We start from the raw sequence: 26,003 nt of genomic DNA on the forward strand, positions 1-26,003 counted from the left end.
CCGCCTGAGCGGGCACGGGGCCGTCGGCCTCAGAGCTTGGCCAGCGCGTTCGCGAGCGGCTCCAGCACGTCCGGGGTGTGCGGCGGCGGCAGGTAGACGATCGCGAGGTCCAGACCCTGCTCGCCGAGCGCGGCGGCTTCGTCGGCGACCTTGGCGTAGTCGAGGTCGGTGCCCAGCCGCACGTGGCTGGACAGCATGATCTCCTTCGGGTCGCGGCCGATGTCGGCGCAGTGCTGGTGCAGCACGTCCCGCTTGCGGGCGAACTCCTCCGGCGTGCCGCCGACGAAGTTCCAGTGCTGGGCGAAGCGCGCCGCGGTGCGCAGGGTGCGCTTCTCGCCGCTGCCGCCGATCACGATCGGCGGGTGCGGGCGCTGGATCGGCTTCGGCTCGTTGCGGGCGTCGGTGAGCTGGTAGTACTCGCCCTGGAAGGTCGTCGTCTCCTGCGTGAGCAGGCCGACCAGCACCTCGCAGGCTTCCTCGAAGCGGTCGCTGCGCTGCTTGACCGTGCCGAGTTCCATGCCGTAGGCGCCGGACTCCTCCTCGTTCCAGCCCGCGCCGATGCCGATCTCCAGCCGCCCGTTCGACACGATGTCGAGCGTCGCGGCCATGTTCGCCAGCAGCGCCGGGTGCCGGTAGTGGATGCCGCTGACCAGCGTGCCCAAGCGCAGCCGCTTGGTCGCCTGCGCCAGCGCGGTCAGCGTGACCCAGCCCTCCAGGCACGGGCCGGTCGGGTCGGAGAAGATCGGGTAGAAGTGGTCGAAGGTCCAGCCGGACTCGAAGATCTCGATGTCGTCGGCCGCTTGCCACACGGCGAGCATGTCGGACCATTCGGTGTTCTGCGGTGAGGTCTTGAACGCGAAGCGCATAGCCGTGACCCTAGCGACCTGGAGCAGCTCCAGCGCAAGTCAGAACAGCAGCGGAAGCAGCGCGTGCCGCCGCCGGACCACCGCGCCGTAACGGGCGTCCAGGCGCATCCACGAGTTCGTCGCCGTCACCCGGATGATGTCGTCCGGAATGGACGAATCGAAGAACCCCATTCCGGACAGGGCGAACAGGCAGCGCATCTGGACCTTCACCTCGAGGTCGCCCTCGCTGACGGTCAGCACGGCCTGGTCCATCAGCGACGCCGGCGGGGTGCCGTGCGGGCCGGCGTTCTCCCGGGCCAGCGCGACCCCGCGGTCGGTGAGGTCGCTGATGACCTTCGTGGGCAGCTCGTCGACCAGCTGCCACTGGCCGGTGGCCGGCAGTTCGCTGTGCCACAGCAGGTCCCGCGGCGGCCCCGGGTCCATCCGCTCGCCACCGGCGACCGTGAGGGCGGCCAGCAGCTCGTTGCCGGACACCGTCACGTCGCCCGGTTCGACCTCGCCGTGCACCGCGCGGGTGGCCAGGCAATCGAACGGGGTGGACACCCAGGCCTCCACGATGCCCGGGACAGCACCGCCGCGGTTGCGCAGCCGCACCGCGGCCTGGCCGTCCAGCCGCACCGCCCGGGCCACGAAGGCCCCGAGCGTCTCGCGGTCGCCCCGGTCGGGGACGCGCAGCTCGGTCACGCGCCCGCCTCCGTAAGCCGGCTCTGCAGGAACGCCCGCTCCTCCGCGGTCAGCCGGCGCGGGCGGTTGGTGGTGACGTCGTAGGGCGCGAGGACGGTCTCGGCGGTTACCGCGACCGGCGACTCGGCGTCCGGACCGTCGTGCACCCGGTAGTCCAGGGTCAGCGACGCGAACTTGAGGTCCTTCAGCGAGATCTCCACCCGGATCTCCTGCCCGTCCACCACGACCGGGGCGCGGTAGTGCACGGCCAGCTTGACCACGACCATGCCCTTCGCGAACTCCGCGAGCCCGGCGCGGCCCGCTTCGTCGAACAACAACGGCACGCGTGCCTCTTCGAGCAACGTCACCATGTTCGCGTGGTTGACGTGCCCGAACACGTCCATGTCCGACCAGCGGGGCCGCACCTTCGCTACGTACACCCCGATATTCCTACCTCACCGTGCTCCGCAGCTGTCGCGCGGCGACCGACAGCGTCGCGAGGTCGAGCCGTCCCGACTGGTTGATCTCGTCGAGCGACACCCGCGCCCGCGCCAGCCGGGAGGCGTTCGCCTTCTCCCACTGCGCGATCTTGGAGTCCGTCTCGTCCTCGGGATCGCTGTGCCGCAACGCGTCCAGCGTGATCGCCCGCAGCGACGAGTACACGTCGTCGCGCAGGGCAAGCCGGGCCAGGGCGTGCCACCGGTTCCCGCGCTCCAGCGCGCTGATCGAGGTGAGCAGCCGGTCGACGTCCAAGTGGGCGGACAGCGCGTAGTACAGCCGCGACGCCTCCTCCGGGCTGCTCTCCGCGTCCACCCCGGCCTCGCGCACCGCCAGCTCGGCCACCTCGACGACGTCGAGCAGACCGTAGGCGTCCAGCAGGACCGCGACGCGCAGCGCCAGCTCACGCGGCACCCCGGCCTCGGCGTAGCGGTCGGCCTGCTCGCGCACGGCCTCGGCTTCGCGGCCGCGCAGGAGCGCGTCGACCTTCGGCGCCAGCTCGGCGATGACCGGACCGAAGCGGGAGATCTCCGCGCCGACGGCCAGCGGCTGCGGCCGGTTGGCGAGGAACCAGCGCGCGGCGCGGTCCAGCAGCCGCCGCGACTCCAGCATCATCTCGTCCTGCACCTCGGTGGGCACCGCGTTGTCGAGCGCGTTGATGTCGGCCCACAGGGCGTTGAGGTTGAACACGCGCGTGACGATCGTGTACGCGCGCACCGCGTCGGTGGCGGTCGCGTTCATCTCCTCGGCCAGGCGGTAGGCGTAGGACACGCCCGCCCCGTCGACGACCTCGTTGACCAGCAGCGTCGTGATGATCTGGCGGCGCAGCGGGTGCTCGCCGATGCGGTCGGCGAACCGCTCGCGCAGCGGTTTCGGGAAGTACTCGGGCAGCCGCCGGGCGAACACCTCCGCGTCCGGCAGGTCGCTGGCCAGCAGCTCGTCCTTCAGCTCCAGCTTCACGTGCGCGAGCAGGGTCGCCAGCTCCGGCGAGGTGAGGCCCTGCCCGGCCTTCTCCAGCGCCTGGAACTGCTGCTTGCTCGGCAGCGCCTCGAGCTTGCGGTCCAGTGCCCCGGCCTTCTCCAGGTTCGCCACCAGCCGGGCGTGCACCGGGAGCATCGGCACCGCGTGGGCCCGGCTCACGCCGAGCACCGCGTTCTGGTGGTAGTTGTCCGCGAGCACCAGGCGGCCGACCTCGTCGGTCATCTCGTGCAGCAGCTCGTTGCGCTGCTCGCGGTCCAGTGCGCCGCTGCTGACCAGGTGGTCGAGCAGGATCTTGATGTTGACCTCGTGGTCGGAGCAGTCCACCCCGGCCGAGTTGTCCAGCGCGTCGGTGTTGATCTTGCCGCCGGCGCGGGCGAACTCGATGCGGCCGCGCTGGGTCAGGCCCAGGTTGCCGCCCTCGCCGACCACCTTCACCCGCAGCTGGTTGCCGTCGACGCGCACCGCGTCGTTGGCCTTGTCCCCGGCGTCGGCGTGGGTTTCGGTCTCGGCCTTGACGTAGGTGCCGATGCCGCCGTTCCACAGCAGGTCCACCGGGGCCAGCAGGATCGCGCGGATCAGGTCGGCCGGGGCGAGCTGGGTGACATCGTCGGCCAGGCCGAGCGCCTGACGCACCTGCGGCGACACCGGGATCGTCTTGGCGCTGCGGGAGAAAACGCCACCGCCCTCGCTGATCAGCGAGCGGTCGTAGTCCTCCCACGACGAGCGCGGCAGCTCGAACAGACGCTTGCGCTCGCGGAACGACGCCGCCGCGTCCGGGTTCGGGTCGAGGAAGACGTGCAGGTGGTTGAACGCGGCCACCAGCCGGATGTGCTCGGACAGCAGCATCCCGTTGCCGAACACGTCCCCGGCCATGTCGCCGATGCCGACGACCGTGAAGTCCTGGGTCTGGGTGTCCACGCCCAGCTCGCGGAAGTGCCGCTTGACGCTCTCCCAAGCGCCGCGGGCGGTGATGCCCATGGCCTTGTGGTCGTAGCCGACCGACCCGCCGGAGGCGAACGCGTCACCCAGCCAGAAGCCGTAGTCCGCGGACACCTCGTTGGCGATGTCGGAGAAGGTCGCGGTGCCCTTGTCGGCCGCCACCACGAGGTAGTTGTCGTCGCCGTCGTAGCGCACGACGTCCTTGGCCGGGACCGTGCGGCCCTCGACGAGGTTGTCGGTCAGGTCGAGCAGGCCGGAGATGAACATGCGGTAGCAGGCGATGCCCTCGGTCAGCTGCGCGTCGCGGTCCACGCCCGGATCGCCGGTCGGGACAGGCGGGCGCTTGACGACGAACCCGCCCTTCGCGCCCACCGGCACGATCACGGCGTTCTTCACCGCCTGCGCCTTGACCAGGCCCAGGATCTCGGTGCGGAAGTCCTCCCGGCGGTCCGACCAGCGCAGGCCACCGCGGGCGACCGAGCCGAAGCGCAGGTGCACACCCTCGACGCGCGGCGAGTACACGAAGATCTCGAACCGCGGCCGCGGCTCCGGCAGGTCCGGCACGCTCTGCGGGTCCAGCTTGAGCGCCAGGTACGGGCGGGGGCGGCCGTCGGCGTCGGTGACCCGGTAGTTGGTGCGCAGCGTGGCGCAGATGACCGACAGCAGGCGGCGGAGGATGCGGTCCTCGTCCAGGCTGGTGACGGCGTCGATCATCGCCGAGATCTCACCGACCAGGGCTTCGGTCTGCTCGTCCGCGGCCGGGTCCGTGGTCAGGTCGAAGCGGTGCTCGAACAGCTTGACCAGCATCTTGGCGATGTCGGTGTGCGCGAGGACGGCGCGCTGGATGTACTCCTGCGAGTACGGCGTGCCGGCCTGGCGCAGGTAGCGCGAGTAGGCGCGCAGCACCGCGGCCTGGCGCCAGGACAGCCCGGCGCGCAGCACGAGGGCGTTGAAGTCGTCGACCTCGCAGTCGCCCCGCCACGCGGCGGCGAAGGCGTCCTGGAAGCGCTCGCGCAGGTCGTGTTCGGCGTCGCCGAGGTCGGTCAGGCCGATGCGCAGTCCGAAGTCGTAGACCCAGGACCGGGTGCCGTCCCAGCGGCGCAGCTCGTAGGGCCGCTCGTCGACGACCTCCAGGCCCATCCGCTGCAGCACCGGCAGCACGGCCGACAGCGTGACGCCCTCGCCGAGCAGGTAGAGCTTGAACCGCCGCTCCCCCGGCTCGGCGCCCTCGGGCGTGTAGAACGACATCGCCAGGTCGTCCTGGCCGGTCAGGCTCTCCAGCTTGCGCAGGTCGGCCAGCGCCTCGGTGGCGGTGAAGTCCTCCTTGTACGCCTCGGGGAAGATGCCCGAGTAGCGCTGGCCCAGCTCACCGGCCGACTCCTCGCCGAGGACCGCGGTGGTGCGGGCGTTTTCCCGCCGTTCCGCGAGGATCGCCTCGACCATCAGGTCGTCCCAGTTGCGCACCGCGGCGTTGAGCCGCTCCTGGATGCGCAGGACGTCCGGCTCGACGCGCGTGGCCGGGTCGGTGTGGACGATGAAGTGCACCTGGGCGAGCGCGGTCTCGCCGACGCGGGTGCCGTACTCGAGGTGGGTGCCTTCGAGTTCGGCGAGCAGGACCTCCTGCATCGCCAGGCGCGAGCGGGTGGTGTAGCGGTCGCGCGGCAGGAACACCAGGCACGAGTAGAAGCGGCCGAAGGTGTCGCGGCGCAGGAACAGCCGCAGGCGGCGCCGGTCGGACAGGGTGATGGCGCCGATGGCGGTCGAGTAGAGCGAGTCGAGGTCGGCGGAGAACAGGTCGGCGCGCGGCCAGTTCTGCAGGACCTCCAGCATGCGCTGGCCGGAGTAGGACTCCATGGGGAAGCCGGCGCGGTGGATGACCTCGCACACCTTGCGCGAGACGACCGGGACGTCGAGGACGTCCTCGTGCAGCGCGGAGGTGGTGAACATGCCGAGGAACCGGTGCTCGCCGGTGACGTTGCCGCGCTCGTCGAACGTCTTGACGCCCACGTAGTACGGGTAGACCGGACGGTTCACTGTGGACGGTGCGCTGGCCTGCGTGAGGACGAGCAGGTGCGGGGCGAGCGCGGTGGCGGCCGTGTCCGGGCCGGCGGTGAGGCTGCGGGCGGCGAGGCTGTCCTGGCGCAGCACGCCGAGGCCGGAGGCGAGGACGGCGCGCAGGGCGGGTTCGTCGGTGCCCGGGTCGGGGTCCTCGACCAGTTCGTAGCGGCGGTAGCCGAGGAACATGAAGTGGCCGTCGGCGAGCCAGCGGAGGAGGTTGGCGCCCTCGGCGACCTCGTCGGCGGGCAGGGGCGGCGGGGTGGCGTCGAGCTCGGCGGCCAGGCTTTCCGCGGCCTGGATCATCTTGTCGGTGTCCTCGACGACCTCGCGGACGTCGCCGAGCACGGAGGCGAGGTGGGTGCTCAGCTCGCGGCCGCGGTTGGGGTCGGTGATCAGGTCGATCTCGACGTACATCCAGGATTCGACCATCGCGCCCTCGGGCGGGTCGGCGACGTCGGCGGCCGGGTGGACCTTGCTGAGCTCGCCGGTGATGTCCCGTGTGACGGCGACGATGGGGTGGACGAGGCGCTGGACCTGGACGCCGTCGCGGGCGAGCTTGGCGGTGATCGAGTCGACCAGGTAGGGCATGTCGTCGGTGACGATCTGGACCACGGTGGCGTCGCGGGTCCAGCCGTCCTCGGCGGTGGTCGGGTTGAGGAGCCGGACCGCGGGGGCGCCCGGCACGCGGTTGCGCGCGAACTCCTGGTGGGACCGAACGGCGCCGACGAGGTCGACGGGGTCGTCGCCGAGGATCTCGTCGGCCGGGATGTGGCGGTAGTAGAGGCGGATGAGGTCGGCGATGTCCGGCGCGTGCCGGGCCGCGGCTTCGATCAGCTCGTCCCGGATCTGCTCCGGGCTGGCAGGTCGTAGGCGGTCGGTTCCGGGCGTGGTTCCGGGGCGGACGGACACTCTTGTCGAGCTCATCTCAGGCAACTCTCCACCGAGTCTGATCGCGCGCGTGACGCTGAACGAACACCACCATAACCAGCTCGAAAAACCTGCTGACGCCCGACTGCCGGATCGTAGAATCGATGCACAATCGAGGCGGAGCCGCGGGGTGGTGGAGTGGCGTTCCACACCGGGGGGATCGCCTCCGGCGGGGGTCCCGAAACGCGTTTTGGCGCCCGGTGAATCAAAGCTCAACTCGGCCCCTCGCGGCGACAACCGTACCCCGACGAGCGCTACAGCATCGATCAAGCGGCCACGGCCCGGGCTCGACAACCCAGCCGTCCCGACTGTGGTCGCGTGCCCAGCCGTGCACGTCCGTTGCGCCACTACCGCCAACCGCATGGACCGTTGAGCCGGTCGCCGCGGCGGCGAAGTCTCCCCCGGCCTATGACCGCCCACCGACCAGCCGCAGCGAGCACAACTGCCCCAACGCCGCCAGCCCTCGCCCGTCGCGGCGGCCAACCATCACCGCAATGCCACGCAGAAGTTCAGCCGCCACCGCATCCCCGCCGGCCCAAACCCTGCGACCTCAACGCCCCCGTCGCCAAGTCGCCCGGACGCACCGCCATCGCGGCTGACCTTCACCGCCGCGGCGCGTCGGCGGAGGTCAGCCGTCGCCGCGGTGGCGGCCGTTGCCTGGCTCGCTGCCGTTGCGCCCGTGGCCGTTGACCGGCCGCGGCTCGGACGACGATTGGTTGCCGAGCCGCTTCACGAGGGCCGCCGCGCTCGCGGTGCCCGCCTGGTGCTCGGCGAGCGCGCGGGCGAGCAGGTCGGCGAGTCCGGCGTCCTCGGGCAGGTCGTCGTCCGGCACGCCGGTCAGCTCGGTGCGGAACGGCTCGCCGAGGTCGTCGTCCTGCAGCACGGGCGCGGTCGTGAACGGCGTCTCCGACGTGCTGGTGCCGGTGGCCGGTTCGCTGTCCGTGTCCGAAAAGTCATCCCACGGCGCCAGCGACGGTGGCAGCCGCAGTCGAGGCAGCCAGTTGTCGATGACCGGCATGCTCGGCGCAGACCCGTTCTCCCCGCGAACGTCGGGCTCGGAAGCGCTGTCCGCCCGCGCAGCCGGAGCGGCGTCGGCACGGCTGACCGGCTCCGCCTCCGCGCTCAACCACGACTCACCGGAGGAGCCACCGTCGTCCCGGGCGGCGAACTCACGGCTCGCCTCCTCGCGCTCGCGAAACTCCCGGCCCGCATCCCCGCGCCCGCCGAACTCCCGACCCGCTTCCTCACGCCCGTCGAACTCACGGCTCGCGCCCCCGCGCCCGGCAAGCTCACGGCTGGCGTCCTCGGGGGCAGCAGAACCCTGGTCGGCATCCGCGCGCCCGGCGAACTCGCGGGCAGCAGACTCCCGACCGGCAGCGTCACGCGAGATGGATTCCCGGCTCGTGTCGTCGCGGCCAGCGGAGTCCTGTCCGGCGAAGTCCCTGCCCACGTCCTCGGGCACGGACTCGCCGCTCGTCTCCGCGCGCGTCGCGCTGTCGTGAGGCGTGTCGTCCTCCGCGCGGCGGCGTCCGCCGGCCTCGGGACGTCCCGGCTCGCCTGTTCCGGGCGCGCGGCGGCGACCGCCGCTCGCGCCGGTGCTGACGCCCAGCCTGTCCAGCACGCTTCGCGCCGCGACCGATCCGTGCTCCGAATCGTGCCGCGTCTTCCGGGACGCCCGCGTATCGGCGCGCTCCGAGCGCGAAACCGCCACGGCCTCCGACGACACTTCGTCGCGCGACGAAACCTCGTCTGCCTTGTCTTCGGCCCGCCGACGCCCCGCCGATCCCGCACGAGATCGATCCGACAGCGCCTTCAGAACCACGTCCGCGACCGGTTCGGACCGCCGGTACCGCACCACGTCGGACGGCGACCCCGTCGCGGCATTCGCCCGCTCGGACCGTGACGCCACGCTCTCGTCCGCCGGCTTCGCGGATTCCCGCTGCTCGGGCCGTGAAGCCGTCGCGACTTCGTCCGAACGCGAAGCCCTACCCGGCTCCTGCGACCGGGATGCCGGACCGGTGTCGTTCGACCGTGAAGCCCGTACGTCTTCCACAGGCGCGGTCTTCGCGACCTCCGCCGGCCGCTCGTCGACGGGTTCGGGCGCCAGCGACCAGCTCGGCCGAGCGCTCTGCGGCCGTGCCTGCTCCGCCGCCTCACGCGGCCGGGGCGTCTCCGCTTCCTCGCTCGAAGCCTCGGTGCTCGGCTCCCGGCTCGCCGGCACCGTCGGCTCAGGCACCGACAACGGCGCGACCGCCACCGAAGCCGTCGCGACCTCGCTCGCCGGCACCGACCCCAGGACGTGGTCGAGATCGACATCGGCGTGCCCGTCGCCACCGAACTCGCCCGCCAGCAGACCGATCGCCTGACGCCGGGCCCGCGCGTGGATGTGCTCGGCGGCGCGCGCCAGCTGCAGGCACTCGATCGCCTCGGCGTAGCGGCCGAGGCGCTCCTCCACGTGCGCCAGCTCGGTCCACAGGCGCGCGGTCAGCGCGTGCAGCTCGTGCCGCTCGGTGGCGTGCACGGCGTCACGCAACATCCGAGCGGCCGCCTCCACGCTGCCGGAGGGCAGCAGGACCCGCGTGGCGATCGCCATCCGGAGCCACCCGGCCGGCGCGACGGACGCCGCACGGGCCGGCTCGTCCAGCACCGGCTGCGCCAAGTCCAGCGCGTTGGTGCCGTCCCCGCGGTCGAGCAGCGAGCAGACGAGCTGGAGCACCAGCCGGATCCGCACCACACCGCCGTCGTGCTGCGCGTCCTCCAACTGCTCGAGGAATCCCAGCCCCGTCCGCGCCGCGTCGGCCGCGCCGATGACGTCCCCGTGACGACGCCGGTGCGCCGACACCGCGACCCGCAGCAGCGACCGCGCCAGCAGCCGTCCGTCACCGTCGAGGTCGTCGTCCGCCCCGCACAGCCGGTCGGCCTCGGCGAGGGTCCGGTCGAGCTCCAGCTTGCGCCCGAACTGCGCCAGGCACCCGACCAGCTGGCTGAGCGCCGCCGCCTTGCGCGCACCGCCGAAACCAGCCGCGTCCAGCACCGGCCGCAGCGCCGCGAGCCCGGTCAGGGGCGCGCCGACACTGCGCGCACACACGGCGAGGTCGGTGCGCAACTGGGCCGCGAGCGTCGTCTGCCCCGTGTCCTCCGCGGCACGCAGCGCAGCCACGGCACGGCCCACCGTCGGCGCCCGCAGACCGAGACGAACCCGCGCCGACACCGCGAGCCCCTCGCCACGGACCCACAGCTCCTCCGCACCGGCCGCCTCGGCCAGGGCAGCGGCCCGCTCACCGAGCACGAGCGCCAGCTCGGGCGCGCGCAGCTCGAAGTCGGCCGCCTGGCCGAGCAGCCGCTCGACCGCCGCGATCTCCGCGCTCCGGCCGCCGTCCTGCGAACGGGAACCGGATCGGCTGTGCTGGGTGGCTACCAAGGGGACTCCGCTTCCGTGTCGGCTCGAGCGTGCTAGCACGGGGCTTCCCCGCTCAGTCGCGCGTGAGCTTGCGGTGTGTCACCCGGTGCGGCCGGGCCGCGTCCGGTCCGAGCCGCTCCACCTTGTTCTTCTCGTAGCCCTCGAAGTTGCCCTCGAACCAGAACCACTTGGCCGGGTTCTCGTCGGTGCCCTCCCACGCGAGGATGTGCGTCGCGACGCGGTCCAGGAACCACCGGTCGTGCGAGATGACCACGGCACAGCCGGGGAACTGCTCCAGCGCGTTCTCCAGCGAGCCCAGCGTCTCGACGTCCAGGTCGTTGGTCGGCTCGTCCAGCAGGATCAGGTTCCCGCCCTGCTTGAGGGTCAGAGCCAGGTTCAGCCGGTTGCGCTCGCCACCGGAGAGCACGCCCGACGGCTTCTGCTGGTCCGGGCCCTTGAACCCGAACGCGCTGACGTAGGCGCGCGACGGCATCTCGGTCTGCCCGACGTTGATGTAGTCGAGCCCGTCGGACACCACCTCCCACACCGTCTTCTTCGGGTCGATGCCGGCCCGATTCTGGTCCACATAGGACAGCTTGACCGTCTCGCCGATCTTGACTTCGCCGTCGTCCGGCTTCTCCAGCCCGACGATGGTCTTGAACAGGGTCGTCTTACCGACACCGTTCGGGCCGATCACGCCGACGATGCCGTTGCGCGGCAGCGTGAACGACAGGTCGTCGATCAGGACGCGGTCCTCGAAGCCCTTCTTCAGGTGCGAGACCTCGACGACCACGCTGCCCAGCCGCGGCCCCGGCGGGATCTGGATCTCCTCGAAGTCCAGCTTGCGGGTGCGCTCGGCCTCCGCGGCCATCTCCTCGTAGCGGTCGAGCCGGGCCCGCGATTTGGTCTGGCGCGCCTTGGCGTTGGACCGCACCCAGTCCAGCTCGTTCTTCAGGCGCTTCGCGAGCTTGGCGTCCTTCTTGCCCTGGACCTCGAGGCGTTCGCGCTTCTTCTCCAGGTACGTGGAGTAGTTGCCCTCGTAGCCGACGACCCGGCCGCGGTCGAGCTCCATGATCCACTGGGCGACGTTGTCCAGGAAGTACCGGTCGTGGGTGACCGCGAGGACGGCGCCCGGGTAGCTGGCGAGGAACTGCTCCAGCCACAGCACGCTCTCCGCGTCCAGGTGGTTGGTGGGCTCGTCGAGCAGCAGCAGGTCGGGCTTCGACAGCAGCAGCTTGCACAGCGCCACCCGGCGCCGCTCACCACCAGAGAGGTGGGTGACCGGCTCGTCCGGCGGCGGGCAGCGCAACGCGTCCATCGCCTGCTCGAGCTGGGAGTCCAGCTCCCAGGCGTCGGCGTGGTCGAGCTCCTCCTGCAGCCGGCCCATCTCCTCCATCAGCTCGTCGCTGTAGTCGGTGGCCAGCAGTTCGGCGATCTCGTTGAAGCGGTCGAGCTTCACCTTGATCTCGCCGAGGCCCTCCTCGACGTTGCCGCGGACGGTCTTGTCCTCGTTGAGGGGCGGCTCCTGCTGGAGGATCCCGACGCTCGCGCCCGGCTGGAGGAAGGCCTCGCCGTTGCTCGGCTGATCGAGTCCCGCCATGATCTTCAGCACGGTGGACTTGCCGGCACCGTTCGGACCCACGACGCCGATCTTGGCGCCTGGGTAGAACGCGGTGCTGACATCGTCGAGGATGACCTTGTCCCCGACGGTCTTGCGCACCTTTTTCATGGTGTAGATGAACTCGGCCATGCCCACGATCGTAGAGCCGTGTCACGCGCGGCCGAACGCCGGTCACCATCCCGCGACGGACAGTCAACCCCCCGTCACCGTGGAGAACGTCCGGCGCGTCACGGGCCCTGCCCTCCCGTCGGCCCGGCCAGCGCCGGCGCGCGTGCTCCGACGGGCCGGTTCTCCAGGGCTTCGGCGGCGAGGCCGGCAGAGTCCCACAACGGGATCTGGGACGGCACATCGGGTTCGGCCCGCAGACCCCGCCTTAGCGAGACGCTGCACTGGGCGAGGTTGGGCCCGAGCGCGAAAGCCTCGAGTTCAAGTTGAGCACGAGACCCGTCGATGTCCGGATCGCCGGTGTGCAGCCGCCCGTTGACCACGACCGGATCCCCCCGGCGCAACGCCTCCGCCGCCGAAGCCGCCAGCGCGCGGCGGCACACCACCCGCACCGAGAACCGCCTGCCCGGCACCCACTCCTGTCTGTGCCGGTCGAACCGGCGCTCGTCGCTGCGCACCCAGAAGATCGCCAGTTCGTGCCGGTCCTGCCCGACCCGCTTGACCGTGATGTCGCTGGTGATCGTGCCCACCAGGGTCACCATCGTCTCCCCGATCGCCATCGCCGCTCTCCTTCTCGCTCGTCGTCACCGGCCTGACACCAGAGTGGCCCCGGGAACGAGCGGTTGGGAGAGCGAAGGCGAAATCGGCCGAAATCTGTGGATGAATTCGGGCCGTGTGGACAACTCGTGGCGAAAACCGGTCGTGGCCCCGAAACTGTCGGTGCCGTGTGCTAGGGGCGGGGCTTGCCCTGTTCTGCCATCTGCTTGAGCATCGCGTTGTAGGCCGCCAGCTCCTGGTCGCCGCTGGCCTCCTCCCGGCGGTCCTTCCGCTTCGCCTCACGCGCGTCCGCCCGCGACCACTGCACGAGCAACGCGATCAGCACCAGCAGCACCGGAACCTCGCCGGAGGCCCACGCGATACCGCCGCCGAGCCGCTGGTCCGCCAGCAGGTCGGACACCCACGGCAGGTGCAGCGCGCGGTAGAAGTTGTCGCCGATGATCGTCTGCTTCGACATCAGGATCACGCCGAAGAAGGCGTGGAACGGCATGGCGGCGAACATCATCCCGAGGCGGCCGAGGTGCGGCAGCCGCCGCGGAGCCTGGTCGACGCCGATCACCGGCCAGTAGAAGACGTACCCGGCGAGGAGGAAGTGGGCGTTCATCAGAAGGTGTGCCCAGTGGTAGTTCAGCGCCGCGTCGAACAGGCCGGAGAAGTACAGCGCGTAGAACGAGCCGACGAACAAGGCCAGCGCGACGATCGGATGGGTGAGCACGCGCGCCACCGGTGAGTGCACCGCAGCCAGCAGCCACTCGCGCGGCCCCGGCGGGGCGTCCCGGCCCGCCACCGGCAACGCCCGCATCGCGAGCGTCACCGGCCCGCCCAGGACGAACAGCACCGGGGCGATCATCGACAGGAGCATGTGACTGCCCATGTGCACGCTGAACATCGCCGGCGAGTAGCGCCCGATGCCCGACGACGTGGCGATCAGCAGCACGAAGCACCCGGCGAGCCACGCCACCGTCCGCCCCACCGGCCACTCGACGCCGTTGCGCCGCAGCCGCCGCAGACCCGCCAGGTACAGCGCGGCCAGCACGATCGCCGCCGTGCCGTAGACCAGGTCGAAGCGCCAGTCGAACAGCAGCCGCGGCAGGGTCGGCGCGCCGGGCAGGTCGTAGCCGATGAGCAGTTCGGTCGTCGACGGCTGTACGGCTTCCTGCGGCGGCGGGGTGCGCCCCAGCGCGGTGGCGATGCCGATCGTGACGAACATGATCAGCACCTCGACCGCGGCCAGTCGCAGCAACTGCCCCCCACCCTGGCCGTCGACCACTGCGCGCACCCCGCGGCTGCGCTGCTGCTGGCCGAACACGCCGAGCACCAGCAACGCGACGATCTTCGCCACGACGAGCAGGCCGTACTCGGTGGTGAGCAGGTCGGACAGGGGCAGCCGGACCAGCGCGTTGATCACGCCGGAGAGGGCCATCACGATCCAGCAGACCAGCGCGAGCCGGGAGAAACGCCTCGCCGCGAGCGAGAGGTGCTCGCCGCGCCGCCAGCCGAGCGCGAGCAGCGCCACCAGGCCGCCGACCCACAGTGACGCGGCGATCAGGTGGTAGAGCAGGCTGTTCGTGGCGAGGTCGTGCGAGCCGCCGCTGGCCGAGTGGCCGGTCACGGCGACCGGGACGAGCCCGATGACGGACAGCCCGAACAGCACCGCGGTCCAGCCCCAGGACAGCGCGAGACGGCAGCCGAGGACCAGCACGAGCGCGATCGCCGCCGTCCACAGCCAAGCCTTGGGCTGCTCGATCGCATCCACCAGGTCCAGCAGGACCTGCGGTGAGAACAACTCGGTGACCGGCTTGCCCGCCGCGTCCGCCGCACTGAACAGGACCGAAGCGAGCGCGGCGAAGAACCACACCCACGCGGCGATCCCCGCGGCACGCAGAGCCGCGTACCCGTCTCGGGCCAGCACGCCGGACTTCTGCGGCGGCACCAGGAACGTCGCGAGCAGCAGGGACCCCACGCACACGACCGACGCCGCGTCGGCGAGCACCCGGACCACGCCGACGCCGTACTGGGTGACAAGGCCGGGCTCGGGCAGGCCGGCGATCTGGTAGGTGGCCCCGCCCGACAGCGCGAGCAGCGCGACGGCCACCACCGCCGCCAGCAACCCGCACACCAGGAGCAGCGGGAGGACGCTCACCCGGCGCCGGGTCGCGGGCTCGGAAACTTCGGAGGGCACACGTCGAGGGTAGGCCCGGCTCAAACGGGGAGTTCGGCAGCGGTCCGTTCACGGTGACCTGCGCGACTCGCGCCGGCCGCGGCCGGGGCGATGAGCGCCGCGAGAACCGCTACCAGCACGAACGAAGCGGACAGGGAGGTCAGCTGGGCGATGCCGCCGATCAGCGGCGGACCGGCCAGGAACCCGGTATAAGCGACGGTGGTGACGAACGCGATCTCCCGTTCCCCGCCGCTGCCGTCCGCTCGCTTGCCCGCCTCACCGGCCAGGCTGAGCGCGACCGGGAAGGCGGCGGCCAGACCCATTCCGGCCAGGACGAACCCGGCGAACGCCAGCGTGGCGACCGGGACCAGCGCGGACATCAGCAGTCCCGCTCCGGCCACGACCGCGCCGATCGCGAGGGTGCGGGTGGCCCCGAGTCGGCGCTGCACCCACGCGCTTGCCAGCCGGGTCACAGCCATGGCCAGCGAGAACGCGGTGAAGGCCAGCGCCGCGGCGCCCTGACCCGCGCCGTGCTCGGTGACCAGCAGCAGCGCGGACCAGTCGGAGCTGGCGCCTTCGGCCATCGCGGAACACAACGGCACCGCGGCCAGCAGCCACAGCACCGGCCGGCGGGTGGGCGCCGTGGTCGCCGCGCGTGCGGGCCGCTCGGACCGGGGCACCGCCCGCGGCAGGCCGGGGTAGACGACCAGCATCACGGCCGCGGTCACGATGGCGGCCACGAGGAAGTGCCGCTCCGGCGACCAGTGCTGTGCCGCGGCGAGCCCGGCCGCCGCCGACGCGACCAGGCCGCCGAAGCTGAACCCCGCGTGGAAGACCGGCATGATCGCCTTGCCGGTGCGCCGCTCGACGCTGACACCGCCGATGTTCATCGCCACGTCCAGCCCGCCGTTGGCGAACCCGAGGCCGAACAGGGCGACCGCGAGCCACAGCACCGAACCGGCGAGCCCGGTCAGCGGCAGCACGACGCAGGACACCAGCGTCGCGGTGAGCATGACGGCGCGCGCCCCGAAGCGCTCCGACAGCCGGCCGGACAGCGGAGCCGCCAGGAGGAGCCCCGCGGTGCCGCCGAGCAACGCCAGGCCCAGCGCGCCCGGACTGGCGCCGACCTGCTCGGCGAGGGCGGGCACACGCGGCGCCCACGACCCGTACACCGCGCCGTTGAGCGCGAAGACCACGAACACCGCTACTCGATCGCTGACCCGAATCACCCGTCCCACAATGACTTAAGCGCTTCAGAAGGTCAACCGGTTTCCGCCTCGGTCTAGACTGCGGCGATGACCGGTACCCGTCGGCGCCGCCCGACGCTCGACGACGTCGCCAGCGCGGTGGGCGTGTCGCGGGCGACGGTGTCCAACGCGTACAACCGCCCCGACCAGCTCTCGGCCGACCTGCGCGACGAAGTGCTGCGCGTGGCGAAGCGGCTCGGCTACGCAGGCCCCAACCCGACCGCCCGCAGCCTCGCCACCCAGCGGTCGGGCGCGATCGCCTTCATGCTCGACACCGGGTTGTCGGCGGCGTTCTCCGATCCGGCGTTGTCGATCACGCTCGACGCGCTCGCGAGCCGGGTGGATCCGGAGGGTCACGCGCTGCTGCTCCTGCCCGGTGGACACGACGGCGGACCGCGGGCGGACCGGGTGCTGGCGGCGCAGGCGGACCTCGCGGTGGCCTACTCGCTGGCGGACAACGCGCCGGCGCTGCGGGCGGTCAAGCAACGTGGGTTGCCGCTGGTGGTGATCGACCAGCCGATCGTGCCCGGATCGGCGCGGGTCTCGACGGACGACCGCGGGGGCGCGACGGCCGCGGCACGGCATCTGCTGGAACTGGGACACCGGCGGTTCGCGATCCTGTCCGCGCAGTGCCTGTCCGAGCCGCGGGGTGGTCCCCTGAGCGCGGCCGAGGCGGCGAAGAGCCGGTTCCTGGACAACCGGGAGCGGCTCGCGGGATACCTGGAAACGTTGGCGGGGGCCGGGATCGACCCGGACCCGGTGCCGATCTGGGAGGTGTCGGGGCTGTCCCGGGAGGAGGCGATGCCCGGTGCGGCGCGCCTGCTCGACCGCGAACCGACCGCGCTGTTGTGCATGTCGGACGAGCTGGCCCTGGCGGCGCTGGCGGTGGCGCGGCAGCGTGGTCTGTGCGTGCCCGAGGACCTGTCGATCGTGGGGTTCGACGACACACCGCCGGCGGCGTGGTCGGATCCGCCGTTGACGACGGTGCGGCAGGACCTCGTGCGCAAGGGACAGCTCGCCGGGGAACTCGCGTTGCACCTGCTCGCCGGGCACCGCGCGCCGAAGGCGACCACATTGGACGTCGAACTCGTGGTGCGTGGTTCCACGGGTCCCGCCAAATAGCAGAAAATTCGCCCGCTCGGCAAGGACGAGTTGGCGAACCTGTGGACAACCGCGGTTCGGTGGTCTCGATCGAGTTAACGGAACCTACTTATCCACAGAAGTAGAAATCCCTGCTGACAAGCTTTCCCACACCGGCCATTGTGGATCCCGGAACCGCGCAATGCGGGAAACCGACTCACAGGGGAGATGAGAAATGTTCGGGAAAGTTCGCGCGTACCTGCCCAGAGTGCTCGTGCTGGCCGCACTGGGACTGCTGACCGCGGGAGGTATCGCCGAGGCGGAAACCGCTCCGCCCGTGGGGTATGGCTGCGAGCAGGGTGAGTTCTGCGCGTGGTCGGAGGAGTTCTACGGCGGGGCGGTGCAGTTCCTCGACCTGCGCACAGCCAACCCGGGCGAATGCATCCCGCTCAACGGTGACGCGCGTTCCTTCGTGAACCGGCTGGACCGCGAAGTGACGGTGTACCAGGGCGAAGACTGCTCCACCGAAGGCGACTTCACGACGTACCCGGGTGGCGGGACGTTCGTGCCGCACGCGCCGTTCGTCGTGCGGGCCATCCAGATCTGGGACTACTAGGCCGCATTCCCCCGCAGACGGGACCGGTGTCCGCTCGCTCCTGGGGACGTGAGTCCGAGCGGACGCCGGTCCGGGACCCGCACCCCGCGGTTCCCGCCCGCGGGCGCGGCGCAGGCACACGGCGCGCCCGCGGGTCACCCAAGTCGCGGCTGGGGCATCTCTCGGGCCGACCTCAGCTGGACGGCGGCTTCTCCGCGGCCTGGCCCTTCACCGCGTCCGCCACCCGCGTCTGCGTGGTTGCCGTGACTTGGAGGCCGGACAGCACGTGCCCGCCGGCCAGCAGCAGCGTGCAGGTGGTGTCGTCCCACCAGTCGCGCGCGGCCTCGGCGCCGGCCGGACGGGTGCTTGTCAACTGCTGGCCGTCGCTTAGTCGACCTGTGCCGGCACGTCGGCAGCGGGGCGGTCCAGGTAGCCGGTGCCCTGCTGGGGCAGCGAGGAACAACTGACGTAGAGCGAGGTCGAGGGATCTCCGGCGGGCACGGCGTCGAAGGCACACCGAGACACCTGCGGAACCTGAGATACGACGATCGCTGGTACGCACCCTGTGGCGGCGTTCGCCAACACGGCGGCGAGTTGGCCCTACCACTGATCGGGAAACGACGGGACCGACGAAGGTTTCCGCCAACGGCCGCTTGGTGGGGCTCCGTGACCGACTCCTCCACGTTCTCGATGCCGGCCGCGGCAGCACTTCCGGCGCTCGGTTTTGCTGCCCTCGAATGGCACATGTTCAACAGTTGGTTCAGTAGGTGAGGAGGATCATCGTGATCGACGGCAGGCCCAGGTTGGCACACTCCTAGCCCATGGCCGAGGACCAAGGACCTCCTCGGTCAGCCGCGCTCCCGGTAGGGGTTCAGCTCCTCCGGAGGCACGGCCGCCGCGGGACGGGTGAGGATGGCCCGAATCCGGGCCGGATCGACCTTCGGTGTGCGGTCGGCGGTGAGGAGGCCGTTGCGTTCCTGCTCGGTGTCGGTCAGCTGGGTATAGCAGAAACCGGCGAGTGCCGGGGACGAGAGGACGGCGGTGACGAGCTGGTCCAGCCGGGCGACCAGCTCCTCGTCGTCAGCCACGGTGGAGTAGCCGAACCACTTCTCGTCTTCGGCGGGAACGTAGGAGAGACCGCCGAACTCGGTGAGCATGACCGGTCGGCCCGGAGCCAGGTCGCCGAGCAGGAGGCGGCGACCACCGGGCCGGCGCTCGGCCAGGGTGCGGCGCCACGTGTCGGTGTCGCCGTAGCGAGTGGACAACGCCTCGCCCGTCGGGGCGTAGTCGTGCACGCCGAGGATGTCGGCTTCCGGAATCTCCCAGCCGTCGTTGCCGATGACGGGCCGGCTGGGATCGACACTCTTGGTGAGGTGATAGAGAGATCGCACGAAGTGGGCTTGAGCGGGTGCCGTGGCGATGTCCGGAACGCCCCAGCTTTCGTTGACCGGCACCCACGTGACGATGCAGGGGTGGCTGCGGTCCCGGCGCAGGATCTCCAGCCATTCCCGGGTCAGCCGTTCGACGGCTTCGGGCGCGAACTCGTAGGCGTTCGCGGTCTCGCCCCAGACGAGCAGGCCGAGCCGGTCGCACCAGAAGAGGAACCGCGGATCCTCGGCCTTCTGGTGCACCCGGACGCCGGTGAAACCGAGTTCCTTGATGAGCTCGACTTCCCGGCGCAGTGCGACGGCGTCCGGCGCGGCGAGGTGTGACTGCGGCCAGTAGCCCTGTTCCAGAACCATTCGCGGGTAGTACGGGAGGTGATTGAGGAGGAAGCGACCGTCGGCCACGCCGACCTCGCGCAGGCCCAGGTAGCTCGACACGGCGTCGGTCGGCGCTTCGGCGGCGTGCAGCTCCACCGCGGCGTCGATCAGTACCGGGTTCTCCGGAGACCACAACAGGCGGGACCGGTCCTGACCGTGCCGCAGCGCTGGCACGGCGACGTCGAACCGGAACCGTCGCCGGTCGACGCGCACGGACTGCTCGGCCAGGATCTCGTCACGGTGCCGCAGCACCACGCGGACTGTGACGGCCTCGCCGGGGGCCGCGGAAAGCTCGCCCTCGCAGGAGACCGAAGCCCGGGTGAGGTCCGGCGTCCAGTGCAGTTCGCGGAGGTGGAGGGCCGGCACGACCTCCGCCCACACCGGCTGCCAGATGCCCGTGGTGCGGTGGTACCAGATGTCGTGCGGATCGTGGTGCCAGTCCTGCTTGCCCCGGGGCTGGGTGCCTTCGTCCGGCCGGTCTTCTGCCCGGAGAACGATGACTTGTGGACCGCTGGCCCGCAGAGCCGAGGTGATGTCGAAGGAGAACGGCGTCTGCCCGCCTTCGTGGCTGCCCAGGAGGATTCCGTTGATCCACACCGAAGCCGCGTAGTCCACGGCGGCGAAGTGCAGGATCAGCCGGTGACCGTCGGGGATCGGCGGGGCATCGAACTCGCGCCGGTACCAGACGACGGTGTGCGGTTCCGTCGCGCGCACGCCGGAAAGTTCCGACTCCGGCGGGTACGGAACCGTGATCGTCCGATCGAAGGGATCGGCCGAGGCGAACCAGTCGCCGTCGAGGCCGCGATCGTCGTCGTCGAAGGCGAAGCCCCACGGGCCGCCCAGGTCGAACCACTCGGGCCGGACGAGTTGCGGTCGTGGGCAGAGACGGTCCGGGTCGGCGGCGATCATGGCGAAAACCCTACGACAGGAAGGAGGATCGAGCATCGCACCACGATCTGACCGCCTCCACGCCGCGACAACCGGGGCGGCTTCGCGCCGCGCACAGGCCGGACGCCCGGCCACGCCATGAACACCGGGCGGGCGCGCACCCTGCCCGCGCCACCCCTGGCAGCAACGCGACCAGCGCCACCCCGTCCTTGAGACGACCGGGCCCCGCGCCCCCTCCCCTTGGACAACGCGACCCGCGCCACGCCGTCCCTGGGCCGACACGACGCTAGCCGCGCCTGACCGCTGCGCTCAGGCAGGGGCGCGCCGGCCGCAAGGCTCTGCGTGGGGTCAGGCTCCGGCTGCGCGGGCACGCCGGCCGTCGGCCCCCACGCCGGGTCAGGCTCCGGCTGCGCAGGCACGCTCGCCCTCGGCCTCCGCGTCCGGTCAGGCTCCGGCTGCGCGGGTGCGTCGGGTGTCGGCCTTCGCGTCCGGTCGGGCTTCGGCTGGGCGGCCGTACGCGCGGCCGTCGTTGCTGCGCTCGAGGAAGCCTTCGTCGACGAGATAGCGGCGAAGCGCGGCGTGATCGTCGTGGATCGCGGCGAGTTTTTCGCGTACCTCCGGCTCGGTGTAGACACGTCCCGGCTCGAACCGCTCCGCGAGTTTCGCGAGCAGTGCCTGGCGAAGCTTGCCCGGACGAGGGATCGCGGTGAGCCTGCCGTGCCTGAACAGCGCTTCGAGCGGATCGGACGCGGGCTTGGCGAGCGAGTCGCGGAAGGCTTCCGGTACGGCCCGGTAGCGGTTCTCGGCGACGGTGACGATCCCCGCCGAGATGAGGCGCTTCGCGAGTTTCGCGGTGTGCCGGTCCTCGGCAGCCGGCAGCCCGTCGGGGGCGGTGCAGATCCGGGCGAAGAGCATCAGGCGTTCGGGGTCCGCCAGCGCGGAGACCAGCGCTTCGGGTGAGGCCATGGCCCGACCGTACCTGCGTCCACCCGACGTGCGAACCGGTTTTCAAGATCCAGATCCGGCCCCACCTGCCGCCTACTTACCGGCTGGCAACGCCGCCCACCATCGGCCTCAGAGGCAGCGACAGCCGCAGCCACCTGGGCTCACGCAGGAGCTGATGCGACACGCCACCATGCTCGGGCGGCAGCGGTCGCCGCGTCAGCCGGGCCACAGTCCCATCGGGCTCCACTGGAGCCGCGGGGTCGTCCGTCGGGGTTCCAGTGGAGCCGGGCCCGGGCCGCACGGAGCGCGGCACCGCGGGGCCACGGATCTCGCGTGCGCTCGCCGCTGACTCACCGCCGTCCGGGCGGGAGCGCGACGCGACTGCAACCATGGCGGGCTAGCCAAGGCCCCGACATCCCCCGATCACGCGGCGTCCAGGCTCGAAGCAGTCGAGCGACCCCCGAGCCGCTCCAGTACCTCACGCCAACCGGCTGCCCACGAGCAGCACCGTCCGAGCGCAACCCGGAAGACCAGACCGCCGTCAGGCGGCGACGTCCGCCACGATGCAGCTGATGTTGTCGGGGCCGCCGCCGGCGTTGGCCAGCTCGACCAGCCTCTGCACGGCCTCCTCCGGGTCCGTGACCGCCGTCAGCACCTCCGTCAGCTGCTCCGGCGTGGCCACGTCCGAGAGGCCGTCGGAGCAGATGAGGTATCGGTCGCCGGCTCGGGTGTCCAACACGAAGAGGTCCGGCTCGGGCTCGCCGGCGCCCTGCAGCGCCCTGGTGAGCACCGAACGCTGCGGGTGGCTCATCGCCATCTCCGGCGAGATCCGCCCCTGGTCCACCAGCTCCTGCACCACGGTGTGGTCCCGCGTCACCTGCACCAGCTCGCCCTCGCGCAGCCGGTACGCCCGCGAGTCACCCACGTGGGCCACCGCGAACGACGCCCCGTCCCACGCCAGGACCGTCAGCGTGGTCCCCATGCCCTGCAGCCGGCTGTCCTCCTCGACCAGCGCCCGCAGACGCCGCCCCGCGTCGGACACGGCTTCCGCCAGCGCCTCCACGTCAGCCTTCGCGGACTCGGCCTCAAGGCGCTCGTCCAGGGCGGCGATCGCGGCGACCGCGCCCGAACTGGCGACCTCACCGGCGACGTGACCACCCATCCCGTCGGCGACGGCGAGCAGACGCGGACTGGTGTAGACCGAGTCCTCGTTCGCTTCGCGTCGCTGTCCGACGTCGGAAGCCACGGCGTAGGAAATCGTCAGCGGCCCAGGTTCCATACGTGAAGTAAAGCAGCGGCCCGCGAACCGCGGCACAGCCTCACCCCGTCCGAGGCGCCATGCGCCACAATCACGGGGTGTGGTTCGCCGTCCTGGGTCCTGTCGAGGCGCGCTCCGCGGCCGGCGACCCGGTGCCCCTCGGCGGGCCACGCCCACGCTCCCTCCTCGCGCTCCTGCTGCTCGACGCCGGTCGCGTCGTCGGCACCGACCGGCTCATCGACGGCCTCTACGGCGACGACCCGCCGGGCGACGCGGCCAACGCGCTGCAGGCCCAGGTGTCCCGCCTGCGCCGCAAGCTCGGCGCCGAGGCCCGCATCGAGTCCCAGCCCGCCGGCTACCGGCTCGCGGTCGAACCCGATCGCGTCGACCTGCACCGCTTCACCCGGCTCGCCCGCGACGGCCGTCAAGCCCTCACCGGCAACGAACCCGCCCGCGCGGCGAAGCTGCTTCGCGAAGCACTGGACCTCTGGCGCGGCCCGGCGCTGGCCGACATCCGCGACGCCCCCTTCGCCGAAGCGCAGGCCACGCGCCTGGACGAGCTGCGCACCACCGCGCTCGAGGACCGCGCGGAAGCCGACCTCGCCCTCGGCCAGTCCCGCGCGGTGATCGACGAACTCACCCAGCTGTGCGCCGCCCACCCCCTCCGCGAACGGCCCCGCGTCCTGCTCATGCGCGCGCTCGCCGCCAACGGCCGTCACGCCGAAGCGCTCACCGTCTTCGAGGACGCCCGCCGCACGCTCGCCGACGAACTCGGCGCCGACCCGTCCCCGGAACTCGCCGCCGCCCACGTCGCCGTGCTGCGCGCCGAGCCGGTGCCCGAACCGCCGAAGCTCCCCGCCCAGCTCACCAGCTTCATCGGCCGCGAACCGGAACTGGACCGCATCGCCGGCCTGCTCGCCGGCGGCCGGCTGGTCACCCTCACCGGCCCCGGCGGTGCGGGGAAGACCCGTCTGTCCATCGAGGCCGGTGCCCGCGCCGACGGCGAAGTCTGCTTCGTGGACCTGTCACCCGTCACCAGTGGCACCGACGTCGCCCAAGCCGTCCTCACCGCGCTCGGCCTGCGGGAGACCGGTTTGTTCCCCGCCGCCGGCGTCGCGCCGGACCCGGTCGCGCGCATCGAGGTGGCGCTGACCGACCGCCGCATGCTGTTGATCCTCGACAACTGCGAGCACGTCATCGCCGACGCCGCGAAGCTCGTCCACCGGCTCCTCTCGTCGGCTCCCGGACTGCGCGTGCTCGCCACCAGCCGCGAACCGCTGGGCATCACCGGCGAGGCCCTGTGCGCCGTGCCGCCGCTCGCTTCCCCACCACCGGGGACCAGCGCGGCCGAGGCCACCCGCTACGAGTCGGTGCGGCTGTTCACCGAACGGGCCGCCGCCGTGCGCCCCGGCTTCCGGCTCGACGACGACTCGGCCGAGCGGGTGCTGCGGATCTGCGCCGCTCTCGACGGGCTGCCCCTGGCCATCGAACTAGCCGCGGCGCGTCTGCGGAATCTGCCCCTGGACCAGCTCGAGGCGCGTCTCGACGACCGGTTCCGCCTGCTGTCCAGGGGAAGCCGCACCGCCGCGCCCCGGCACCAGACGTTGCGCGCGGTCGTCGGCTGGAGCTGGGACCTCCTCGAAGCGGCCGAGCAGGACCTGGTGCGGCGCTTCGCGATCTTCGCCGGCGGTGCCACGACGGACGCGGTCGCGAACGTGTGTGGACTGTCCGAAGCGGACACCGAAGACCTCCTCGACAGCCTTGTCGACAAGTCACTTCTCGAGATGTCCGGCGACCGGTACCGGATGCTGGAGACGATCCGGGCGTTCAGCGTCGAGAGACTGGACGAATCGGGTGAACGGGACGCGGTGGCTCGCGCGCACGCCGAGCACTTCCTCGCTCTAGCCCAGACCGCCGACCCGCACCTGCGCCGGACCGAGCAGATCGAGTGGCTCGCCCGCCTGACCGCCGAACGAGCGAACCTGCATGGCGCGCTGCGCTGGGCGGTCGACGAAGACACCGGCCTGGCGCTGCGGCTCGTCGGCGCGCTGTCGTCGTACTGGCGGCTGCTGGGCGTGCGCACGGAGATCGCACCCCTGGCCGCGCGCCTGCTGGTCAACCTCGGCGCGGAACCGCCCGGCGATCTGGCTGAGGAGTACGCGTTGTGCGTGCTCAACGCCGCACCCGCGGAACCGCCCGGGCTGGACGAGCACTTGCGGCGCGTGGAATCGATCATGGCGTCGCCGGTCTGGCCGCTGCGCCAGCCGTACCTGCTCGTCTACTGGGCGCTGTTCGCCGGGCCGCCGGAGCCGGCGAGGCAACCGAACGCGCTGGAACAGGCCATGTTCGACGACGACGATCCGTGGTTCCAGGCGCTGCACCACTTCTCGGCGAGCTACATCCGGCTGTTGAACGGCGACACCCCGGGCGCGGAGGAGACGTTCGGCCGGTCACTCGAGTTGTTCCGCGAAATCGGCGACCGCTGGGGCACCGCGCAGGTGCTCGACGGGCTGGCCGAGCTCGCGGACCTGCGGGGTGACCGGGAGCGGTCGCTGGCGCTCACCGACGAGGCGATGGCCTTGCTCGGGCAGCTCAACGCGACCGAGGAGCTGGCCGAACTGGGGGCGCGGCGGTCGGACCGGCTGCTGCGCGACGGCGACCTGACCGACGCCGAAGCCGGCTACCACCGCGCGGCGGACCTGGCGCGGCGCGCGGGGGCGTCGACCGTGCTGGCCCTCACCGAACGCGGGTTCGGCGAACTGGCTCGGCACCGCGGGGACTTCGCGCGGGCGCGGGAGCACTACGAGCGGGCGCTGGAGACGGTGGGCGCGGACTGGCAGAGCGACGCGGCGAGCGCGCAGACCTTCACCGCGCTGGGCCGGCTCGCGGAGGCGACGGGCGACCTGGCCGAGGCGCGTGCGCGGCACCGGCAGGCGCTGGACATGACGCTGACGCAGCACTTCCGCTCCAGCATCGCCGACGCGCTGGAGGGGCAGGCCGGGACGACCCTGCTCGACGGCGACGCCGAGGGGGCCGCCGAGCAGCTGGGGATGGCGGTAGCGCTGCGCGGCGCGACGCGACCGGGCGATCAGGACGTGGCGGGCGTCGCGGCCGGGTGCCAGAAGCTGCTGGGCGCCGACGCGTTCGCGATCGCCTACGACCGCGGCGCGGCGCGGCCCTACGAGGAGATCATCGCGCGGCTCGCTCGGACCGGCCATGGACAGGACGACCGGGCGGGATGACCTGGCCGGGCCGCGATGGAGCCGGTCCGGCGGGCGTAGCCCGGCGGCAGGATGCGCGGGAGCAGAGCCCGGCGGAAGCAAGGGGGCGGGCTAGCCGCGCGGCCAGCAAGGACAGGGCGGAAGCGCAGCCCGGCGGGGAGTTGCCGGA

General features: G+C 71.8%; 16 protein-coding genes. 3 read left to right on the forward strand and 13 right to left on the reverse strand.

Annotated elements, in window-relative coordinates; genetic code table 11:
• Positions 1–29 precede the first annotated feature (29 nt).
• From IE290_RS14675 to IE290_RS14715, 9 genes are all read right to left on the reverse strand, one after another.
• Positions 30–866: an LLM class F420-dependent oxidoreductase gene (locus IE290_RS14675; RefSeq protein WP_191245065.1), complete on the reverse strand. Its 837-nt coding sequence runs from the start codon at positions 864–866 to the stop codon at positions 30–32.
• A 39-nt stretch (positions 867–905) separates the two neighbouring features.
• Positions 906–1,550, reverse strand: coding sequence for a DUF8010 domain-containing protein (locus IE290_RS14680; protein ID WP_191245066.1), 645 nt, complete (start codon positions 1,548–1,550; stop codon positions 906–908).
• Positions 1,547–1,969: an acyl-CoA thioesterase gene (locus IE290_RS14685; RefSeq protein WP_229874482.1), complete on the reverse strand. Its 423-nt coding sequence runs from the start codon at positions 1,967–1,969 to the stop codon at positions 1,547–1,549. Before IE290_RS14685 ends, IE290_RS14680 begins: the two co-directional genes overlap by 4 nt.
• 10 nt (positions 1,970–1,979) lie before the next feature.
• Positions 1,980–6,929: an NAD-glutamate dehydrogenase gene (locus tag IE290_RS14690; protein ID WP_191245067.1), complete on the reverse strand. Its 4,950-nt coding sequence runs from the start codon at positions 6,927–6,929 to the stop codon at positions 1,980–1,982.
• Positions 6,930–7,560: 631 nt separating this feature from the next.
• Positions 7,561–10,353, reverse strand: a complete 2,793-nt coding sequence (locus IE290_RS14695; protein ID WP_191245068.1) for a hypothetical protein — start codon at positions 10,351–10,353, stop codon at positions 7,561–7,563.
• A gap of 52 nt (positions 10,354–10,405) precedes the next feature.
• On the reverse strand, positions 10,406–12,082 hold the full coding sequence (gene ettA, locus IE290_RS14700; RefSeq protein WP_191245069.1) for an energy-dependent translational throttle protein EttA: 1,677 nt from the start codon (positions 12,080–12,082) through the stop codon (positions 10,406–10,408).
• A 98-nt stretch (positions 12,083–12,180) separates the two neighbouring features.
• A complete protein-coding gene (locus tag IE290_RS14705; protein WP_191245070.1) occupies positions 12,181–12,678 on the reverse strand; it encodes a single-stranded DNA-binding protein in 498 nt (165 codons plus the stop codon).
• Between the two features lie 170 nt (positions 12,679–12,848).
• On the reverse strand, positions 12,849–14,858 hold the full coding sequence (locus IE290_RS14710; RefSeq protein ID WP_191245071.1) for a bifunctional copper resistance protein CopD/cytochrome c oxidase assembly protein: 2,010 nt from the start codon (positions 14,856–14,858) through the stop codon (positions 12,849–12,851).
• A gap of 20 nt (positions 14,859–14,878) precedes the next feature.
• Entirely contained in the window at positions 14,879–16,066 is a 1,188-nt protein-coding gene (locus IE290_RS14715; protein ID WP_191245072.1) for an MFS transporter, read from the reverse strand.
• 66 nt (positions 16,067–16,132) lie between these two features.
• On the opposite strand from IE290_RS14715, the gene IE290_RS14720 reads away from it, so the two are divergent.
• The gene (locus IE290_RS14720; protein WP_191245073.1) at positions 16,133–17,206 is read left to right on the forward strand and encodes a LacI family DNA-binding transcriptional regulator; all 1,074 of its coding nucleotides are present in this window, start codon (positions 16,133–16,135) and stop codon (positions 17,204–17,206) included.
• Between the two features lie 193 nt (positions 17,207–17,399).
• Positions 17,400–17,780, forward strand: a complete 381-nt coding sequence (locus tag IE290_RS14725) for a peptidase inhibitor family I36 protein (protein ID WP_191245074.1) — start codon at positions 17,400–17,402, stop codon at positions 17,778–17,780.
• Between the two features lie 172 nt (positions 17,781–17,952).
• Here IE290_RS14725 and IE290_RS37850 read toward each other — a convergent pair whose 3' ends face one another.
• The 4 genes from IE290_RS37850 to IE290_RS14745 form a co-directional block, all read right to left on the reverse strand.
• The gene (locus IE290_RS37850) at positions 17,953–18,132 is read right to left on the reverse strand and encodes a hypothetical protein (RefSeq protein ID WP_229874483.1); all 180 of its coding nucleotides are present in this window, start codon (positions 18,130–18,132) and stop codon (positions 17,953–17,955) included.
• 475 nt (positions 18,133–18,607) lie between these two features.
• The gene (locus IE290_RS14735) at positions 18,608–20,431 is read right to left on the reverse strand and encodes a glycoside hydrolase family 2 protein (RefSeq protein WP_191245075.1); all 1,824 of its coding nucleotides are present in this window, start codon (positions 20,429–20,431) and stop codon (positions 18,608–18,610) included.
• A 423-nt stretch (positions 20,432–20,854) separates the two neighbouring features.
• Positions 20,855–21,376, reverse strand: a complete 522-nt coding sequence (locus IE290_RS14740; RefSeq protein WP_191245076.1) for a DUF2087 domain-containing protein — start codon at positions 21,374–21,376, stop codon at positions 20,855–20,857.
• A gap of 520 nt (positions 21,377–21,896) precedes the next feature.
• Positions 21,897–22,634, reverse strand: coding sequence for a Stp1/IreP family PP2C-type Ser/Thr phosphatase (locus IE290_RS14745; protein ID WP_191245077.1), 738 nt, complete (start codon positions 22,632–22,634; stop codon positions 21,897–21,899).
• A gap of 77 nt (positions 22,635–22,711) precedes the next feature.
• On the opposite strand from IE290_RS14745, the gene IE290_RS14750 reads away from it, so the two are divergent.
• Positions 22,712–25,855 (forward strand): AfsR/SARP family transcriptional regulator, encoded by a 3,144-nt coding sequence (locus tag IE290_RS14750; RefSeq protein WP_229874484.1) that lies wholly within the window; start codon positions 22,712–22,714, stop codon positions 25,853–25,855.
• Positions 25,856–26,003: the final 148 nt, after the last annotated feature.

Origin of the sequence: Amycolatopsis deserti, from assembly GCF_014653945.1 — a bacterium.
Lineage (GTDB): Bacteria > Actinomycetota > Actinomycetes > Mycobacteriales > Pseudonocardiaceae > Amycolatopsis_E > Amycolatopsis_E deserti.

Coding starts and splice junctions, on each gene's coding strand:
- IE290_RS14735 (WP_191245075.1), bottom strand. CDS start 20,431: ATGATCGCCGCCGACCCGGACCGTCTCTGCCCACGACCGCAACTCGTC.
- IE290_RS14690 (WP_191245067.1), bottom strand. CDS start 6,929: ATGAGCTCGACAAGAGTGTCCGTCCGCCCCGGAACCACGCCCGGAACC.
- IE290_RS14725 (WP_191245074.1), top strand. CDS start 17,400: ATGTTCGGGAAAGTTCGCGCGTACCTGCCCAGAGTGCTCGTGCTGGCC.
- IE290_RS14705 (WP_191245070.1), bottom strand. CDS start 12,678: ATGGCGATCGGGGAGACGATGGTGACCCTGGTGGGCACGATCACCAGC.
- IE290_RS14720 (WP_191245073.1), top strand. CDS start 16,133: ATGACCGGTACCCGTCGGCGCCGCCCGACGCTCGACGACGTCGCCAGC.
- IE290_RS14675 (WP_191245065.1), bottom strand. CDS start 866: ATGCGCTTCGCGTTCAAGACCTCACCGCAGAACACCGAATGGTCCGAC.
- IE290_RS14740 (WP_191245076.1), bottom strand. CDS start 21,376: ATGGCCTCACCCGAAGCGCTGGTCTCCGCGCTGGCGGACCCCGAACGC.
- ettA (WP_191245069.1), bottom strand. CDS start 12,082: ATGGCCGAGTTCATCTACACCATGAAAAAGGTGCGCAAGACCGTCGGG.
- IE290_RS14745 (WP_191245077.1), bottom strand. CDS start 22,634: ATGGAACCTGGGCCGCTGACGATTTCCTACGCCGTGGCTTCCGACGTC.